The 18,510-nt window shown below is 46.1% G+C and carries 14 protein-coding genes and 4 tRNA genes; 3 read left to right on the forward strand and 15 right to left on the reverse strand.

The window, feature by feature from the left end; genetic code table 11:
* Positions 1 to 87: 87 nt before the first annotated feature.
* From lpdA to sdhC, 7 genes are all read right to left on the reverse strand, one after another.
* Positions 88 to 1,524 (reverse strand): dihydrolipoyl dehydrogenase, encoded by a 1,437-nt coding sequence (lpdA, locus tag HF888_RS09180; RefSeq protein ID WP_007017025.1) that lies wholly within the window; start codon positions 1,522 to 1,524, stop codon positions 88 to 90.
* Between the two features lie 55 nt (positions 1,525 to 1,579).
* Positions 1,580 to 2,818 (reverse strand): 2-oxoglutarate dehydrogenase complex dihydrolipoyllysine-residue succinyltransferase, encoded by a 1,239-nt coding sequence (gene odhB / locus HF888_RS09185; protein ID WP_007017026.1) that lies wholly within the window; start codon positions 2,816 to 2,818, stop codon positions 1,580 to 1,582.
* 29 nt (positions 2,819 to 2,847) lie between these two features.
* Positions 2,848 to 5,679 carry a 2-oxoglutarate dehydrogenase E1 component gene (locus HF888_RS09190; protein WP_007017027.1) on the reverse strand — a complete coding sequence of 944 codons (2,832 nt, stop codon included), beginning with the start codon at positions 5,677 to 5,679 and terminating at the stop codon, positions 2,848 to 2,850.
* Between the two features lie 257 nt (positions 5,680 to 5,936).
* Positions 5,937 to 6,641, reverse strand: coding sequence for a succinate dehydrogenase iron-sulfur subunit (locus tag HF888_RS09195; RefSeq protein ID WP_007017028.1), 705 nt, complete (start codon positions 6,639 to 6,641; stop codon positions 5,937 to 5,939).
* An 18-nt stretch (positions 6,642 to 6,659) separates the two neighbouring features.
* On the reverse strand, positions 6,660 to 8,435 hold the full coding sequence (gene sdhA, locus HF888_RS09200) for a succinate dehydrogenase flavoprotein subunit (protein ID WP_007017029.1): 1,776 nt from the start codon (positions 8,433 to 8,435) through the stop codon (positions 6,660 to 6,662).
* A 3-nt stretch (positions 8,436 to 8,438) separates the two neighbouring features.
* On the reverse strand, positions 8,439 to 8,786 hold the full coding sequence (gene sdhD, locus HF888_RS09205; RefSeq protein ID WP_007017030.1) for a succinate dehydrogenase, hydrophobic membrane anchor protein: 348 nt from the start codon (positions 8,784 to 8,786) through the stop codon (positions 8,439 to 8,441).
* Positions 8,777 to 9,154 carry a succinate dehydrogenase, cytochrome b556 subunit gene (gene sdhC / locus HF888_RS09210; protein WP_007017031.1) on the reverse strand — a complete coding sequence of 126 codons (378 nt, stop codon included), beginning with the start codon at positions 9,152 to 9,154 and terminating at the stop codon, positions 8,777 to 8,779. The genes sdhD and sdhC overlap by 10 nt, the downstream gene beginning before the upstream one ends.
* A gap of 399 nt (positions 9,155 to 9,553) precedes the next feature.
* Between sdhC and gltA the strand changes: the two genes are divergently transcribed.
* Together gltA and HF888_RS09220 are read left to right on the forward strand one after the other, a co-directional pair.
* Entirely contained in the window at positions 9,554 to 10,834 is a 1,281-nt protein-coding gene (gene gltA, locus HF888_RS09215; protein ID WP_007017032.1) for a citrate synthase, read from the forward strand.
* Between the two features lie 87 nt (positions 10,835 to 10,921).
* On the forward strand, positions 10,922 to 11,791 hold the full coding sequence (locus HF888_RS09220; protein WP_007017033.1) for an NAD(P)-dependent oxidoreductase: 870 nt from the start codon (positions 10,922 to 10,924) through the stop codon (positions 11,789 to 11,791).
* 105 nt (positions 11,792 to 11,896) lie between these two features.
* Here the strand turns inward: HF888_RS09220 and HF888_RS09225 are convergent.
* The 4 genes from HF888_RS09225 to HF888_RS09240 form a co-directional block, all read right to left on the reverse strand.
* A tRNA-Leu gene (locus HF888_RS09225) sits at positions 11,897 to 11,981 on the reverse strand.
* A gap of 86 nt (positions 11,982 to 12,067) precedes the next feature.
* Positions 12,068 to 12,152: transfer RNA gene (locus HF888_RS09230), tRNA-Leu, on the reverse strand.
* Between the two features lie 3 nt (positions 12,153 to 12,155).
* Positions 12,156 to 12,231 (reverse strand) — tRNA-His (locus tag HF888_RS09235).
* A gap of 27 nt (positions 12,232 to 12,258) precedes the next feature.
* Positions 12,259 to 12,335, reverse strand: a tRNA-Arg gene (locus HF888_RS09240).
* Positions 12,336 to 12,583: 248 nt separating this feature from the next.
* Here HF888_RS09240 and folD point away from each other — a divergent pair.
* The gene (gene folD, locus HF888_RS09245) at positions 12,584 to 13,441 is read left to right on the forward strand and encodes a bifunctional methylenetetrahydrofolate dehydrogenase/methenyltetrahydrofolate cyclohydrolase FolD (protein WP_007017035.1); all 858 of its coding nucleotides are present in this window, start codon (positions 12,584 to 12,586) and stop codon (positions 13,439 to 13,441) included.
* A 29-nt stretch (positions 13,442 to 13,470) separates the two neighbouring features.
* On the opposite strand, the gene HF888_RS09250 is transcribed toward folD, so the two are convergent.
* From HF888_RS09250 to prmB, 4 genes are all read right to left on the reverse strand, one after another.
* Positions 13,471 to 15,102, reverse strand: a complete 1,632-nt coding sequence (locus tag HF888_RS09250) for a methyl-accepting chemotaxis protein (RefSeq protein WP_007017036.1) — start codon at positions 15,100 to 15,102, stop codon at positions 13,471 to 13,473.
* Between the two features lie 114 nt (positions 15,103 to 15,216).
* Positions 15,217 to 16,380, reverse strand: a complete 1,164-nt coding sequence (locus HF888_RS09255) for an MFS transporter (RefSeq protein WP_243469366.1) — start codon at positions 16,378 to 16,380, stop codon at positions 15,217 to 15,219.
* A 39-nt stretch (positions 16,381 to 16,419) separates the two neighbouring features.
* Complete coding sequence (gene aroC / locus HF888_RS09260) at positions 16,420 to 17,514, reverse strand: chorismate synthase (protein ID WP_007017038.1); 1,095 nt, start codon at positions 17,512 to 17,514, stop codon at positions 16,420 to 16,422.
* A gap of 41 nt (positions 17,515 to 17,555) precedes the next feature.
* Complete coding sequence (gene prmB / locus HF888_RS09265) at positions 17,556 to 18,473, reverse strand: 50S ribosomal protein L3 N(5)-glutamine methyltransferase (protein ID WP_007017039.1); 918 nt, start codon at positions 18,471 to 18,473, stop codon at positions 17,556 to 17,558.
* Positions 18,474 to 18,510: the final 37 nt, after the last annotated feature.

Raw genomic sequence — 18,510 nt, forward strand, 5'->3', positions numbered from 1 at the left:
GAAAGACACCATTATTAGTACTGCACATGGTTGGACTTTGAGCCAAGAGTAAGCTGATCAAAAAATCAGCTTACTCTTTTGCGACGACTAGCGGCGCTTACGATTCGCCTTATGAATCGCGTGGTTGTTTACACCTAACGCTGCTTCGTGCACTGACTCAGACAAGGTTGGGTGCGAGAACACCATCATGCCTAAGTCTTCTGCACTTGAACCAAATTCCATGGCAATAACTACTTGCTGACACAAGTCACCTGCACTTGGACCAATGACACTGGCACCTAAGATGCGATCGGTTTCTGCGTCCGCAATAATTTTCACAAAACCGCCTGTGTCATTCGCTGCCATTGCACGACCGTTAGCCGCAAATGGGAAGCTACCGACATTGTATTTTTCACCAGCCGCTTTCAATTCATCTTCGCTCTTACCCACCCAAGCGATTTCTGGGTGCGTGTAAATCACAGATGGAATGCACTCGTAATTCACTTGCGCTTTTTCGCCGGCGATGCGCTCGGCAACCATCACACCTTCTTCAGATGCTTTGTGAGCAAGCATTGGTCCGCGAACTACGTCACCGATTGCCCATACGCCTGGCGCTTCAGTTCCGCACTGATCATCAACGAATACGAAGCCACGTTCGTCTAGGCTAACGCCAGTGTCTGCTGAGAATAAGTTTTCAGTGTAAGGACGACGACCCACGGCAACGATTAATTTATCAAAGGTGATGCTTTGCTCGCCTTCGGAATCTGTGTAATTAACCGTGACTTCTTTGCCTTTTACTTCAGTACCAGTAACACGAGCACCTAGTAAAACGTCCATGCCTTGCTTTTTAAATTGCTTAGCCGCTTCTTTAGCGACTTGCTGGTCTACAAGGTGTAAGAACTTATCTTGAGCTTCTAGCACCGTTACTTTTGAACCTAAACGATTCCAAACACTGCCTAGTTCTAGGCCGATAACACCTGCACCGATTACACCTAAACGCTCTGGCACTTCGGTAAATTCTAGCGCGCCAGTTGAATCAACAATGATGTCATCCTGCAGAGGTGCTGGCGGAATTTCAACCGGTACTGAACCCGTTGCAATAATAATATTTTCAGCTTCCAGTGTTTCTGTTTTGCCAGCGTGGTTAGTAAATTCTACCTTCTTACCCGCTAACAATTTACCTAGACCTTCGTAGGGGGTCACACCATTAGATTGGAATAAACCACGAACACCTTGCGTTAACTGTTTAACAATTCCTTTTTTACGCTCAAGCATTTTGCTTACGTCCATAGAGATGTCTTTCACATCAATTCCATGAACGTCGTAATGCTCTTTTGCTTCTTCATACTTGTGGGAAGAGTCTAATAATGCTTTAGACGGAATACAGCCAACGTTAAGGCAAGTACCACCGAATACTCCTTTTCCTTCTTCATCTAACCATTTATCGATACACGCGGTTTTTAGGCCCAACTGCGCACAGCGAATGGCTGCAACATAACCACCAGGACCACCACCAATTACGATAACGTCAAATTTATCTGACATGAGATTTCCTCAAATTTGTTTTCTAGAAATTAACCCTTACAACAACACTCAATCTTTAAACGTCTAACAAGATACGTGCAGGGTCTTCTAGCAACTCTTTAATGGTTACTAGGAACTGAACCGCTTCTTTACCATCGATCATACGGTGATCATAAGACAGCGCCAAATACATCATCGGACGGATCTCAACCTGACCATTGATCGCCATTGGTCGCTCTTGGATTTTATGCATACCCAAGATTGCGGTTTGCGGTGGATTCAAAATTGGCGTCGACATCAATGAGCCAAACACACCACCATTTGTGATTGTGAAAGTACCGCCTTGCATTTCTTCAATGCCTAATTTGCCTTGCTTTGCTTTCTTAGCGTAATCAACGATACCGCCTTCAATGTCAGCCAAGCCCATGGCATCAACATCACGAAGCACCGGCACAACCAAACCTTTATCTGTGGAAACAGCAACACCAATATCTTGGTAACCATGATAAACAATGTCATTGCCATCGATAGAAGCATTTACTGATGGGAAGCGTTTTAGTGCTTCGGTTGCGGCTTTAACAAAGAAGCCCATGAAACCAAGACGTACACCATCGTGTTTCTTCTCAAACATATCTTTGTATTGAGAACGCAGCTCCATCACCGCTTTCATGTCCACTTCGTTGTACGTGGTTAGCATTGCAGCGTTTTGCTGAGCTGAAACCAAACGCTTAGCGATGGTGGCGCGTAGACGTGTCATAGGAACACGTTTCTCTGCACGCTCGCCTGCATTGAAGCTTGGCATTGAAGGTGCTGACGCTGGTGCGGGAGCCGACTCAGCTTTTGGAGCCGGCGCCGCTGCTGGTGCTTCTTTTTCCGCTTTAATGTGATTTAGAACGTCTTCTTTAGTAATACGGCCGTCTTTACCTGTGGCTTTTACTGCAGACAGCTGAACGCCTTTTTCCTCAGCAAGCTTGCGCGCCGCTGGGTTAACTTTCAGGTCGTCTTCGTCGGCTTCTTGTGCCGTCTCTTCTTTGGCGGCAGGAGCTTCATCTTTTGAACCACCTGCTGAACCTGTTGCGCCTTCTTCGAAAATACCGACAACTTCTGAACTTAATACAGTGTCGCCTTCCGCTTTAATAATTTCTTTTAATACACCATCGTTTTGCGCAACGACTTCCAATACAACCTTGTCGGTTTCAATGTCTACCAACAATTCGTCACGACTCACTTGTTCGCCAGGTTGTTTGTGCCAAGTGGCAATGGTGCCATCTGCAACAGACTCAGGGAAAACAGGGGCTTTAATTTCAGTACTCATAACAGTTTCCTAAATTCCTTAAATTGGACTTATAGTCCTAACGCATCTTTAATCAATTGTTCTTGTTGCTCTAAGTGAAGAGCCATATAACCTGCCGCCGGTGCTGCTGACGGTTGTCGACCTGCATAATCCAAATACAAATTAGGATTTAGTCGATGTGTTACACGACGCATATGGTGTTGCGAGCTGTACCAAGCACCTTGGTTCATCGGCTCTTCTTGGCACCACATAACTTCTTTCACGTTACTGTACTCAGAAATAGCAGCATAAAGCTCTTCTTCTGGGAATGGATACAATTGTTCGATGCGAATAATCGCTACATTATTCATTTCTTCCGTACGGCGACGATCCACTAGGTCGTAATAAACTTTACCGCTACAGAATACGAGGCGCGTTACATCTTTTGGATTCAGCTCCTCGGTTTCAGGAAGGATGGTTTGGAATTCCCCTTCAGCTAAATCTTCCAACGTACTTACCGCTTGCTTGTGACGAAGCAAGCTCTTTGGTGACATAACCACTAGCGGTTTACGCAATGGACGAATCACCTGGCGACGCAACAAGTGGAAGATTTGAGAAGGTGTCGTTGGTACGCAGACCTGCATGTTGTGCTCGGCACATAACTGCAAGTAACGCTCTAAACGAGCAGAACTGTGTTCAGGACCCTGCCCTTCGTAGCCATGCGGTAGCAGTTGCGTTAGGCCGCACAAACGACCCCACTTATGCTCACCACTGGAAATAAACTGGTCCATAACAACTTGGGCACCATTGGCGAAATCACCAAATTGTGCCTCCCAAATCACTAGCATGTTTGGCGTTGTTGTTGCGTAACCATATTCAAAACCCAAAACCGCTTCTTCAGAAAGAAGTGAATCGTGAATGGTGAATGTAGGCTGGTCTTCTTTCAGGCTTTGCAATGAACAGTATGAAGAGCCGTCTTTTTGGTTGTGCATCACCGCGTGACGGTGAGAGAACGTACCACGACCTACGTCTTGGCCAGTCAAACGAATTGGGTAACCTTCATCTAACAAAGTTGCATAAGCCATGGTTTCAGCAAAACCCCAGTTAATGGGTTGTGCGCCAGCGGCCATTTTACGACGGTCTTCTAGAATTTTGTTTACTTGACGCTGAACTTGGAAGCCTTCTGGAACCTCCTGAGCCTTGTTCGCTAACTCTTGTAGTCGCTTGAGGTCAAATTTAGTGCTGGCCGTCGTTGAATTATCGTGGCCTAAATAAGGCGACCAATCGACAAACAATTGCGAATTTGGCTTAGTCACTAGGCTTTTTACGACATGCTTACCTGATTCCAGCGCATCGCGGTAATCTGACTCCATCTTTTTGATGTGATCTTCGCTTACCACTCCGCTATCTTGCAGTGTTTTGGCGTAAAGAGTTCGAGTCGTTGGCTGTTTCTTAATAACACTGTACATCAGTGGCTGCGTAGCAGATGGCTCGTCCGCTTCGTTATGGCCACGACGGCGATAACAAACCAAATCAATAACAACGTCTTTTTTGAATTCATTGCGATAATCAACAGCAAGCTGAGTAACAAATAAAACAGCTTCTGGATCATCACCATTAACGTGAAGAATCGGTGCCTGAACCATCTTGGCAACGTCAGTACAGTATTCAGTTGAACGAACATCCTCACGCTTACTGGTAGTAAAGCCAACCTGATTGTTTACAACTATGTGTATCGTACCACCCGTTTTGTAACCACGAGTCTGGGACATCTGCAATGTTTCCATTACAACACCCTGACCAGCAAATGCTGAATCGCCATGGATGTTCACAGGAACGACCGTGTCACCCACTGGATCATTACGACGATCCTGACGAGCACGCACAGAACCCTCAACTACAGGAGAAACAATTTCTAAGTGACTTGGGTTAAAGGCCAGAGCCAAGTGTACTTCGCCACCTGGCGTTAATACATTTGATGAGAAACCTTGGTGATATTTAACGTCACCAGAATGATCGAACGTCGCTTTACCATCAAATTCGTCAAATAAATCACCAGGCGCTTTACCCAGAGTGTTAACCAATACGTTCAAGCGTCCACGGTGCGCCATACCGATCACTACTTCTTTGGCACCATAGGTTCCTACACGCTGAATTAATTCATCCATCAACGGGATAAGCGTTTCGCCGCCCTCAAGACCAAAGCGTTTTACACCTGGATATTTTGAACCTAGGAATTTCTCTAGCCCCTCTGCTGCAGTCAATCGCTCAAGCAAATGGGTTTTGGCTTCTTCGCCGTAATCGGGTTTGGCGCGCACGCTTTCAATGCGTTGTTGGAACCAGCGTTTTTCGGCCGTATCAACAATGTGCATGAATTCAGCGCCGATAGACTGACAATAGGTTTCTTCTAGTGCATCACGAATTTCAGATAGGGTCGCTTCTTCTTTGCCCATGAATAGAGAACCGGTCTGGAACACGCTGTCCATGTCGGCTTCGGAAAGTTCGTGATAACGTAAATCAAGATCAGGAACTTGCTCTCGCTCCATGATACCTAGCGGGTCTAGCTTGGCGTGCTGATGGCCGCGGAAGCGGTAGGCATTGATGAGCTGGAAAACACGCAGTTGTTTTTGATCATAGCCACTGCTTACCTGGGCTTGCGTTGTCGATCCAAGCCTGCGCTGATTTTGGGCGATCAGTAAAAACTGCTCTTTAATGGGGGTATGCGGCGTATCGTTGGTGTTACCACCCTCAACCCTTGGCAAGGTGCCAAAGTAATTTCGCCACTGTTCGGGTACGGAATTTGGATCCGTCAAATAGAGTTCGTATAACTCCTCTATGTAAGCAACATTTCCCCCTGCTAACTGGGAGGTGCTCCATAGCTGCTCCATCGAGCCTTCGTGCATGATTAAACCACCTTAATTCAACATATGGGATTTCTGTTTGGCTAACTTCCCCATAATTGAATGGACGCTCGGATAGAGACTGAAGTTAGACATTCAGAACGGGGGTAACCCGTTTCCCGCATAGTGCTTAGTATTAGCCTAGCAAATATGATGCTAGCAGGCCTGTTTTGTTCTAATTTTTTTTAGCATCCTTGTAAGACGCATTTTTTACTGCAAGGTGTTGCATCAATAAAGGGGCTAAAAAGCCCCTTTATTGTTTAGATCTCACGCGACAATAACATGCTGCGGATATGACCAATTGCACGAGTTGGGTTCAACCCTTTTGGACATACATTCACACAGTTCATGATGCCCCGGCAGCGGAATACGCTGAATGGGTCATCAAGATCAGCGAGTCGATCTTGAGTGGCTGTGTCTCGACTATCCGCCAAGAAGCGGTACGCCTGCAACAAGCCAGCTGGCCCGATAAATTTATCGGGATTCCACCAGAATGAAGGACAAGAGGTAGAACAACATGCACATAGGATACACTCGTACAGACCATCTAGCTTGGCGCGGTCTTCTGGAGACTGCAAACGCTCGATAGCTGGAGCAGGTGTATTATTCTGCAGGAATGGCTTCACCTTCTCGAACTGTTGGTAGAACAAACTCATGTCGATCACGAGGTCACGGATAACCGGTAGACCTGGCAATGGACGAAGAACCAGCTTATTGCCTTTTGCACCTTCCGAAATCGGTGTAATACAGGCTAGGCCGTTCTTACCTGAGATGTTCATACCGTCTGAACCACACACACCTTCACGGCATGAGCGACGGTAAGCGATTGATGGATCTTGTTCTTTGATCAAGTTCAAAACATCAAGAACCATCAAATCTTTGCCTTCAGGAATATCTACTTCGTAGTCCTGCATGTAAGGCGCAGAGTCTTTTTCTGGATTGTAACGATATACGCTAACTAACATATTCTCTCTCCCCCACTCTTAATATTTACGTTCTTTAGGTGGGAACGGGTCCATTGTCTTCGGCGCAAAGTTAACGGCACGCTTGCCGATAGTCTTGGTTTGCGGGAAGTACAATGAGTGACATAACCAGTTTTCGTCATCACGCTCAGTAAAGTCGTTACGAGCATGGGCACCACGAGACTCTTTACGCTCTTCAGCAGCAATCGCAGTTGCAAGCGCTACTTCGTATAGGTTCTCAAGCTCAAGAGCTTCGATACGAGCAGTGTTAAAGGCGTCCGACTTATCTTCTAAGTGTACGTTCTTAACGCGTTCGCCGATCTCTTTTAGCATATCTAAACCTTTCTGCATCGCTTCACCTTCACGGAATACACCGAAGTAAAGCTGCATGGTTTTTTGTAGGTCTGCACGAACTTCCGCTACTTTCTCACCAGAAGTTGAATTATTTAGACGCTCAAGACGGGCCATTGCGCGCTCGATATCTTCGTCGCGTGCATCAACGCTATCAAAGCCTTCCTTGAAGCTCTGCTCGATTTGTAAACCACAAGCACGACCAAATACAACAAGGTCAAGTAGTGAGTTACCACCAAGACGGTTTGCACCGTGTACAGATACACAAGCGGCTTCACCCGCTGCGTATAGACCGTCAACGATCTTATCGTTGCCGTTCTCGTCGATAGTGATCGCTTGGCCGCCGATGTTTGTCGGAACACCACCCATCATATAGTGACAAGTTGGTACTACAGGGATCGGCGCTTTAACTGGATCCACGTGAGCAAATGTACGAGAAAGCTCAAGGATACCAGGTAGTTTAGCGTTTAGTGTTTCTTCGCCTAAGTGATCAAGCTTCAAGAACACGTGATCGCCCTCAGGACCACAGCCACGGCCTTCAAGAATTTCCATAACCATGGAGCGTGCTACAACGTCACGACCAGCAAGGTCTTTGGCGTTTGGAGCATAGCGTTCCATGAAGCGTTCGCCGTCTTTATTGATTAGGTAACCACCCTCACCACGACAACCTTCTGTTACCAGAGTACCGGCACCGTGAATACCTGTTGGGTGGAACTGCCACATTTCCATATCTTGAGCTGGCACGCCTGCGCGTAGAGCCATACCCATACCGTCACCCGTATTGATCAAAGCGTTTGTCGTAGATTGATAGATACGACCCGCACCACCTGTTGCAAGCACAGTGGCTTTCGCTTTGATGTATACGACTTCACCGGTCTCGATACAAATAGAGATAGCACCAGCGATCTGATCGTTTTCGTTTTTAACGAGATCAACGGCATACCACTCATTAAGGAAAGTAGTACCGCCTTTCAGGTTACCTTGGTACAACGCGTGAAGCAGTGCGTGACCAGTACGGTCTGCCGCAGCACAAGTACGCGCAGCCTGACCACCTTCACCGAAATTCTTAGACTGACCACCGAAAGGACGCTGGTAGATACGACCTTCTTCGGTACGAGAGAACGGAAGACCCATGTGGTCTAGCTCGAATACCGCTTGTGGACCAACTTTACACATGTATTCGATCGCGTCTTGGTCGCCGATGTAGTCGGAACCTTTAACGGTGTCATACATGTGCCAACGCCAATCATCATTAGGATCGTCAGAAGCGATTGCACAAGTGATACCGCCCTGTGCAGAAACTGTGTGAGAACGAGTTGGAAAAACCTTGGTGACACATGCGGTTTTAATTCCAGCCTCAGTAAGCTGGAGCGCAGCACGCATACCAGCACCACCACCACCGATTACGATGGCGTCAAAACTCATTGTACGGATTTTATTGGCCATTACTTATACACCCCAAATAATCTCAATGCCCCAAACCAAGTAGACAAACAATGCTAAGAAACACGCTACTTGAAAAACAAAGCGGATGGAGACGGGTTTAAAATAGTCAGTTGCAACTGTCCACATACCGATCCATGCGTGAGCAACTGTCGAAATCAATGCTAGCAAGCTAAAGATACGCACAGCATTTGAAGAGAAGAACTCTTTCCACTGAGCATAATCTAGATCAGGGTTAGCCAACAAAAAGCCAACAATGAAAACAGTGTATAGCGCCAAGATAACTGCTGATACACGCTGAATCAGCCAGTCAGACAAACCACTGCGACTGAAGTTAGTAACGCTTACGCCCATACCCAAACTCCTGCAAGTACGATTAGAAGAGCAGCCAATACGATGGTAATGATTGCACCCAACTTTCCGCCTTCTTTGGTTTCACCAATACCGAAATCCATAACCAGGTGTTTGATACCCGCTACAAAGTGGTAGGCAAGAGCCGAAAGAAGACCCCAGGTTATAAAACTGCCAAAGCCAGTCGTCATTGACTGTTTAGCTTGTGCAAAACCCTGGGCAGACTGCAATGAGTCGCTTAGGACACACAATAAAAAGATCACACCTACAAACAAAATTACGCCAGCAATACGGTGGGTAATCGAGGTTAATGCAGGAAGAGGAAAACTGATCGTTGATAGATCAAGATTTTTTGGTCGTTGTTGATTCACGGTTCTCTACACTCTCTCTGTCGCTTCAAAATAAAGCGCGCGATTATCGTTCGGCACGAAAACTGTGCATTTTTCCTTTAGAAAATGCGCACTTACGCGCCTTTCTAGTGCCTTCGCAAACGCGCCGAATTATAGACATAGAGTTTGTCAAATACAAACAAGCACCTATGCTTTAAACAAGTAATTGCAGTGATTTACTCTCAATTACTAATAATAGATCATTCTTTAGCCAAAATAAGTAGACGATGGTCGAGATAGCATGGTCAAGAATTGACAATCGCTATTTTGGCTCTATAGTTGGCCGTCTTTGCAACGGTACAGAGTCACATTTTGACTCAGACAATTAGAAAGGGTTCTACAGAACTCGGGTATCAGAACATAGCAGATAGGAGGCCATTCATGGCTGACAAAAAAGCGAAGTTAACGGTTGACGGTTTAGACGAAGCCCTAGAACTTCCCGTTTATGAGGGTACAGTTGGCCCCGACGTAATCGACGTCCGTAGCTTAGTGGCAAAAGGCAAATTCACTTACGATCCTGGTTTTGTATCTACCGCCTCTTGCGAATCAAAGATTACATATATTGATGGTGGCGCTGGTATTCTCCTTCACCGCGGCTACCCCATCGAACAACTCGCCGAAAACTCTGACTTCCTAGAAACATCTTACCTACTTTTACACGGCGAACTTCCAACCCAAGAAGAAAAAGATAAATTCGTTAACACCATTACTCACCATACAATGGTTCACGAGCAACTAGCACAATTTTTTAAAGGTTTCCGTCGTGATGCCCACCCAATGGCCGTCATGATTGGTGTAGTTGGTGCTCTATCTGCTTTCTATCACGACTCTTTAGACATCAACGATGCACGTCATCGTGAAATTGCAGCACATCGCCTGATCGCCAAGATGCCAACTCTGGCCGCCATGGTTTACAAGTACAACATTGGCCAGCCGTTTATGTATCCTCGTAACGACCTAGGTTACTCTGAAAACTTCCTGCACATGATGTTCAACACACCATGCGAAGAGAAAGAAGTTAACCCAGTACTTGCTCGCGCAATGGATAAAATCTTCCTGTTGCACGCAGATCACGAACAAAACGCCTCCACATCAACTGTACGTATGGCTGGCTCTACTGGCGCCAACCCATACGCATGTATCGCATCTGGTATTGCTGCACTTTGGGGCCCTGCTCACGGCGGTGCAAACGAAGCTGTACTTCGCATGCTTGATGAGATCGGTGACGAAACTCAAATCGACAAATACCTAGCAAAAGCCAAAGACAAGAATGATCCATTCCGTCTAATGGGCTTCGGTCACCGCGTTTATAAGAGCTACGACCCTCGTGCCACTGTCATGAAAAAGACCTGTGATGAAGTACTTGCTGAGCTAGGTCTTGAAGACGATCCACAACTTAAGATGGCTATGAAACTGGAAAAAATCGCACTTGAAGACGAATACTTCAAGTCTCGCGGTCTGTATCCAAACGTAGACTTCTACTCTGGCATCATCCTGAAAGCCATCGGCATTCCAACAGAATTGTTTACTGTTATCTTTGCCACTGGTCGTACTCCAGGTTGGATTGCACACTGGAACGAAATGCTTGCAAACGATTATCGTATTGCGCGTCCACGTCAGCTTTACACTGGCTATGCAAAACGCGATTATCCGAAGAAGTAATTCTTCCGATCGAAAAAAGCCGCTTTTTAGCGGCTTTTTTTATGTCTTTTTATTATTCAAGAGCAATCAAATAAAAAGGAAATAGACATGAACATCAGCTTTATCGGACTTGGAAAAATGGGCTATCCAATGGCCAAACATTTAGTTCAAGCCAATCATCAGCTAGAAGTATTCAACCGCAGCCCAAGCAAATCAGAAGACTTTAAGCGCAATTTTGAACAATGCACCATCGCAAACAGCCTTACCGATTGCGGGAAACATAGCGAAATCATAATTCTTTGTATCGGGAACGATGAAGACGTACGCAACACCCTTACCGGGAAAGATAGCCTGTACAGCAACTTAAAACCTGGCACGCTCGTAATCGACCACACCACCACCTCGGCCGAACTAGCTTGTGAGATGCAAGCAAAACTCTTAGAAAAACAGGTAGATTATGTAGACGCACCCGTATCTGGTGGCGAACAAGGTGCAATAAGTGGCCAGCTCACCATCATGTGCGGAGGCCAAGCCTTAGCAGCTGAACGCGCACAAGGGATCACACAGGCCTATAGCAAATCCTTTACCCATATGGGCCCTATTGGAAGCGGCCAACTCACCAAAATGGTCAATCAAATTTGTGTCGCCGGCCTCATTGAAGCCCTTGCTGAAGGCATTCACTTTGGCCAACAAGCTGGGCTTGATATGGAAAAAGTCATGAAAGTGGTTGGCTCAGGTGCCGCAAGCTCTTGGCAATTACAAAACCGCTATCAAACTATGCTAGAAGACCAATACGACTTTGGGTTCGCGGTGGACCATATGCGTAAAGATCTGGAAATTTGCCTAAAAGAGGCAAAGAAGATGAACACCTCTTTACCCTCTACCGCCATGGTGGATCAACTCTATGGAGAATTACAGCAGTCTGGACATGGCCAACTAGATACATCTAGCTTACTGAAAAGACTTCAAAATAAATAACTATAGTGACAAGGACGTCAGCGAATTTGATTTTTAAAATGAAATTAAACAGAAAATAGCTCGATAAGCTTTTGTTAGAAAATTCACTTACTCAGAAGGAGTAAATGGTGCGGAGGGAGAGACTCGAACTCTCACACCTTACGGCACCAGAACCTAAATCTGGCGTGTCTACCAATTTCACCACCCCCGCACAACAAGGGACGATCGACTTTCGTCTGATCTATAAGGTAGCTCTGACTTCTTTGCCCTTCAACACAGGGTTGGCTGGACAAGAAATGGTGCGGAAGGAGAGACTCGAACTCTCACACCTTACGGCACCAGAACCTAAATCTGGCGTGTCTACCAATTTCACCACTTCCGCAAATGGGGTGACTGAAGGGGATCGAACCCTCGACCACAGGAATCACAATCCTGCGCTCTACCAACTGAGCTACAGTCACCACTATCACTACTCTCTCACCAAGGGTTGGCGCGCCCGACAGGAATCGAACCTGTAACCCTCGGCTTAGAAGGCCGATGCTCTATCCGATTGAGCTACGGGCGCTTCGCCTATTGGCTCAGCCATTGGCTTATGCCATGCAACCGGATAAAAGCTTGGCTGCGACTTGGTGGGTAGTGCTCACCAAGTGGATGCGCATATTACGGATGAGAGCCTTATGCGTCAACCGTTTTTTTAAATTTTTTTATATAAAACAAGAAGTTCCATGTTTTTTACGCTTTGCTTTGTATTCCAAGCGAACCATGCGAAAATTGCGCGATTCTTTTCCTCAATTCGTATGCAACAGGTAAAACATGACGGCAACGCTCATTGATGGCTTAGCGGTAAGCGCCTCCCTCAAACAACAAGTAGCAGATCAAATTGCACAACGCGTTGAACAAGGCAAACGTGCGCCAGGTCTTGCAGTAGTTTTAGTGGGCAGCGACCCTGCCAGTGAAGTTTACGTCGGCAAAAAACGTCAAGCCTGTGCAGCGATCGGTATTGAAAGTGTTGCGCATGACCTACCTTCAGATACCAAAGAAGATGATCTACTAGCGCTCATTGATTCTCTAAACCAAGACGATTCCGTTGATGGTATCCTCGTTCAGCTTCCCTTACCTAAACACATTGATAGCACGAAAATTCTTGAAAGAATTGACCCAACAAAAGACGTGGATGGCTTCCACCCTTACAACGTTGGTCGCTTATCACAACGTATTCCTGTTCTGCGCTCATGTACACCTGCTGGTATTATGACGCTGCTAAAGCACTATGATTTGAATGTGAAAGGCAAGCATGCCGTCATCGTTGGAGCATCCAACATCGTAGGTCGTCCAATGTGCATGGAATTGCTTCTGGCAGGTGCTACTACGACGGTTTGCCACCGCTTTACGGAAGACCTTGAACATCACGTTAGTCAAGCGGATCTACTGGTGGTAGCTATAGGTAAACGTGGAATTGTGAATTCGGAATGGATAAAACCGGGCGCCATCGTTATCGACGTGGCTATGAATCGATTAGAGAATGGCAAGCTTGCCGGTGATTTAGACTTTGATACAGCCGCCAGCAAAGCCAGTTACATCACGCCGGTACCAGGTGGCGTTGGACCAATGACCGTCGCCACCCTGATGGAAAACACGCTGTATGCGTGTGAAAACTTCCACGACAAATAAATCACTGCACGCACATCAAATTGGCAGCTTTAATCAACTTTAAAGCTGCCAGTGCGATCCCGCAGAATCTTAGCTTGTTTATTTAGACCATCGACTGCAGAACCAATAATACTGGTACCTTGACGACCACTCTCACTCAATTCTTTTGCCTGAGATAAATTACCATTTATTTCATCAATAACGGATGTTTGCTCTTCAATCGCCGAAGCAATCTGCAAAATTCGATCAGTCATAGATATTAAAACTTGTGAGACATTTTCGATATCATCACGACTTTTTAATGATTGCTCTACGGTTCTATCTGCAGTTTGCCCACCCTGCTCCATTGACTCCACTGCTCGTTCAACACCATTGCGAAGCTTTTCGATTATATCGTTAATGTCTGACGTCGTTTCCTGAGTACGACCAGCAAGACTTCTGACCTCGTCAGCCACTACTGCAAATCCGCGGCCTTGCTCCCCTGCCCTCGCTGCTTCAATGGCAGCATTCAGCGCCAATAAATTAGTTTGTTCAGCGATTCCCTGTATCACCCCCAACATAGACTCTATGTTAGTTGTTTGTTTCTCCAACTCTTGAATAATATCAGCCGAGTCCTGCACGCCTTTCGCCAAATTTCGAATTTCCTGCATTGCGCGCTGATACTCCGTGGCAACCTGCTTAATTAACGCATCCGCCTCCTTAGCATCAGAGGAAACCTGCTGACTATTACTTGAAACTTCTTGAATAGCTGCCCCCATCTCTTGATTGGCCGTCGAGACCATATCCATAGAATGAACATATTGATCACTCACATCTTTCACACTAGCAACGCCTGATGCTAGGTCTTGCCCTGCATGCTCAACTTCTTGAGAGACATTTTGAGTTTGTTTGATCAAGCCATTTAATCCGCCCATAAAGTGATTAAAACTTGTCGCCATAGAGCCAACTTCATCCTTCCCCGTCACTGGGAGTCTTTTCGTGAGATCTCCTTTACCAGATGCCAACTCATCAAGCACTGATGTCACTCTAATGAGCGGTCGTACGATGATTCGAGGGAAGAAAACGGCGATAGCCACGGTCACCGCCAGCGCCAATAACACTAGCATCGCTGCTTTAAACATCACGATGCTTTTGGTTTCGAGAGATTTTCGCTGCAGGGAAGATGCTTTTTTACCTAATTTATCTCCTAACTTATCGAGCGTGTCGCGAATACCTTCAAATTCCTGATCAAGATAGGTAAGACTTGCCTTTTTCGCCTGCGCTTGAGTAATGGTACCTTCTGATAGATCTGTAACTAGTCCTTCAGACTTTGGCCGCCATTCACCAAATTCCTGTAGGAACTCGTTGGCCAAACCCCTGCTCTCTTGATTGACTTCCATTCGAGAGATTTGCGCAATTCTATTGGCGACCTGATCCAGGTTCTCTTTATGTGTACCGCGAAACTGTTCAATAGACGCGCCCATTGCCATGCTGCGCTCGGCGATTTGGGCTTGATACAAATCTCGATCCGCATTAAGAACCAATTCGATTGCTGGAATATAATTTTCATTAATTGAAGAAAAATCACTCACCAGCTTTTCAGTGGTCAGCATCAACAATGAAGACACCGCCAATAGCAAAGCACCTAAAACCGCTATTGGTACGATGAGTTTTTTTCGAAGCCCTAGATCAGCCCATTTCATGATATTCTCCCGCATGACCTCTATAGAGCTTAGCAAGGATTCTAAAAAGTGCTTAATGTACGTTTTCGTGAGGCAGCTAATGTCCACATATCACCGCAACATGCGAAAATTACATCATCGACGAATCCCAAACCATGCAATCGCAGCGCCCAGCAACGCACTTAATGCCGCAAGTTCGAACATGCTAACACCTTGATCCCAACCCCAAACATGACCTGCAATCCAAGCGCCCAAGGCACCACCGGCTCCATACGTCACACTGGAAAAAAGCGCCTGCCCTTGGCCTTGGTGACGACCCTTGAAAAACCGATGTACGTAATACATCGACACAGCATGCATGGTTCCGAACGTTGCGGCATGTAGTAGTTGCATAATCAGCAGCAACCACAACACATCAGAGAAGTTACCAATAAACCACCAACGTATAGCTGCCAGCAACAAACTAACAATAAGCACGGTTTTGTAATTCACATGAGCAAACAAACGGTGAGCGACTAAAAAGATTAATACTTCTGCGACGACACCCAACGCCCATAAAAAACCAATCATGGATTTCGAATAGCCCTGCTTTTCCAAAAACAAACTGAAAAAAGTGTAATAGGCGCCATGACTCATCTGCATCAGGAAACCAGCCAATAGGAAAGCAAACACCGCAGGATGTTTAACAAGGAATAAAAATCCATTTGTTTCATCGTGCTCGCCAACCTGAAAACGGCCCTGTACGGTGAGACTACTAACGAAAATGGCAGCCAATAGAATCAACATAAATACTGGCAAGTTTGCCACACTGATATGGTCAAACACCCAACCCAACACCAAAACAAAAACCGCAAAACCGATGGATCCCCAAATTCGAATTTTGGAGTAATGATCGGTTTGTGTTTGCAAATAATTCAGCGTAATCACTTCAAACTGAGGCAACACGGCAGCCCAGAAAAAGCCGTATCCAATCATGATTGTGGCCATAGCCATAAAGCCATCGACCCAGAAAATATTCATAAAGATTAAAAAACATACGGCAGTACCTAGACGCAGCAGCGGCATCCGCCGCCCACTCATGTCGCCTAACCAGCCCCATACGTTGGGCGCGATGATGCGCACCAAACCAAACAAGGCCATAAGCTCGCCAATTTGTTGAGCAGTGAAGCCCCGCTCATCCAGAAAAAGGCCCCAATAAGGAGAGATGCAGCCAAGTAGTGCAAAATAGAAAAAGTAAAAAGAAGAAAGGCGCCAGTAAGGCACATTGGGAACCGTCAGCATAATGATGATGATACTCAATGAAAAACGCCCAAATAATATTGGGCGTTTTATTATGAATTAAGCTTGGCCTGGGATTACTGGTGTAGAGCACTCTACATCAGCGTTTTGACCGCGATGACGCAGATAGTGATCAGCTAATACAATGGCCATCATGGCTTCTGCGATGGGCGTCGCACGAATGCCCACACAAGGATCATGGCGGCCCTTGGTGATCAAATCTGTTGCATTACCTCCGATATCGATGGTTTTACCTGGCACAGTAATACTTGATGTTGGTTTTAACGCAATGTGCGCAACGATGTCTTGGCCGCTGCTGATACCGCCAATCACACCACCGGCATGATTGGATAAAAAGCCCTCAGGCGTCATTTCATCACGGTGTTCACTGCCTTTTTGCTCAATGACGTCAAACCCATCACCAATCTCAACCCCTTTCACTGCGTTGATGCTCATCAATGCATGAGCTAAGTCCGCATCTAATCGATCAAAAATCGGCTCGCCTAAACCTGGCTGCAAACCAGACGCGACCACAGAAATTTTTGCGCCAATGGAATCCCCTTCTTTACGAAGAGCATTCATATAATCTTCCATTTCCGACACTTTACTTTCATCTGGACAAAAGAAAGGATTTTGGTGTACTTGATTCCAATCAAACTGTTCCGCCTTGATTGGGCCTAGCTGAGACAAATAACCCCGAACTTGAATTCCTTTGGACGCTAAGAACTTTTTGGCAATCGCACCAGCGGCAACACGCATAGCGGTTTCACGAGCACTCGAACGACCACCGCCGCGATAATCGCGGAAGCCATACTTCTGTGTATAGCCATAGTCGGCATGAGCGGGACGAAATTTTTGCGCAATATCGCCGTAATCTTTAGAGCGTTGATCTGTATTTTCGATCAGCATACCAATGGGTGTACCCGTGGTTTTGCCCTCGAAAACACCACTCAAGATTTTGACTTGATCTGGCTCACGACGCTGAGTGGTATAGCGTGACGTACCCGGTTTACGTAGATCCAATTCTTTTTGAATCTCTTCCTCAGTAATTTCAATTCCAGGAGGACAACCATCTAGAATACAGCCAAGGGCTTTACCGTGGCTTTCGCCAAATGTGGTGATAGAAAATAGTTTTCCAAACGTATTACCCGACATGGATACACTGCTTCTCGTTAAAATGAATCAAATTGGCGCTATTATACACAGAAGTGAGCACGATTCTGCTGCAATTCTTCTTTTGTCATGACGAATACACCATGACCACCGCGTTCAAATTCCACCCAATTAAAGGCCACCTCAGGGAAAGCTTCATCCAAGTGTACGCATGAGTTACCCACTTCGACGACTAATAACCCGCCATCATTGAGATAGTCTGCCGCTTGAGCGAGTATTTTCCGGGTGATATCTAATCCATCTACGCCGCTGCCCAAGCCCATGGCAGGTTCGTGCTGATATTCATCAGGCATGGCCGACAGATCTTCTTCGTCCACATACGGTGGGTTACTCACAATCAGGTCATAACCAGGCTGTAACTCATTAAATAAATCAGATTGAATGGCGGCTACCTGCTGCCACAAGCCATGATGATCAATATTAATCTCTGCCACATCCAATGCATCTCGACTTAAGTCGGCTAAATCTAACTGAGCATCCGGGAATGCTTGCAATGAGGCGATGCCGATGCAGCCACTACCACAGCACAAATCTAAAATACGCTGAGGTTCTTCGATTTTATTCCATGGTGCAAAGCGATGTTCGATCATTTCAGCCAGCGGCGATCTTGGTACCAGTACTCTCTCATCCACATAGAAAGGCATACCCGCAAAAAATGCTTGGTTAGTCAGATAAGCGAGGGGTTTACGTTCGAGGATGCGACGATGAAGTAATTTAGCAATAGACAGTTTTTCATCAGTAATTAGCCGGCATTGAGCTTGTTCGGAGGTCACCTGCGGAGGCATATTCAAGCAATGCGTAACCAAAGAAATCGCCTCATCCCATGGATTGTCTGTCCCATGCCCATAAAACAAACCATGACGCTCAAACTCACTAGCGGAAAAGCGAACCCAATCAATAATGGAATGAAGCTCTTCAATAGCTTCTTGATAATGAGACATAATTTAGCTCTGACAAAAAGCCAATGATAACGCGAAA

It is taken from the genome of Bermanella marisrubri, from assembly GCF_012295615.1.
GTDB classification, from domain to species: domain Bacteria; phylum Pseudomonadota; class Gammaproteobacteria; order Pseudomonadales; family Oceanobacteraceae; genus Bermanella; species Bermanella marisrubri.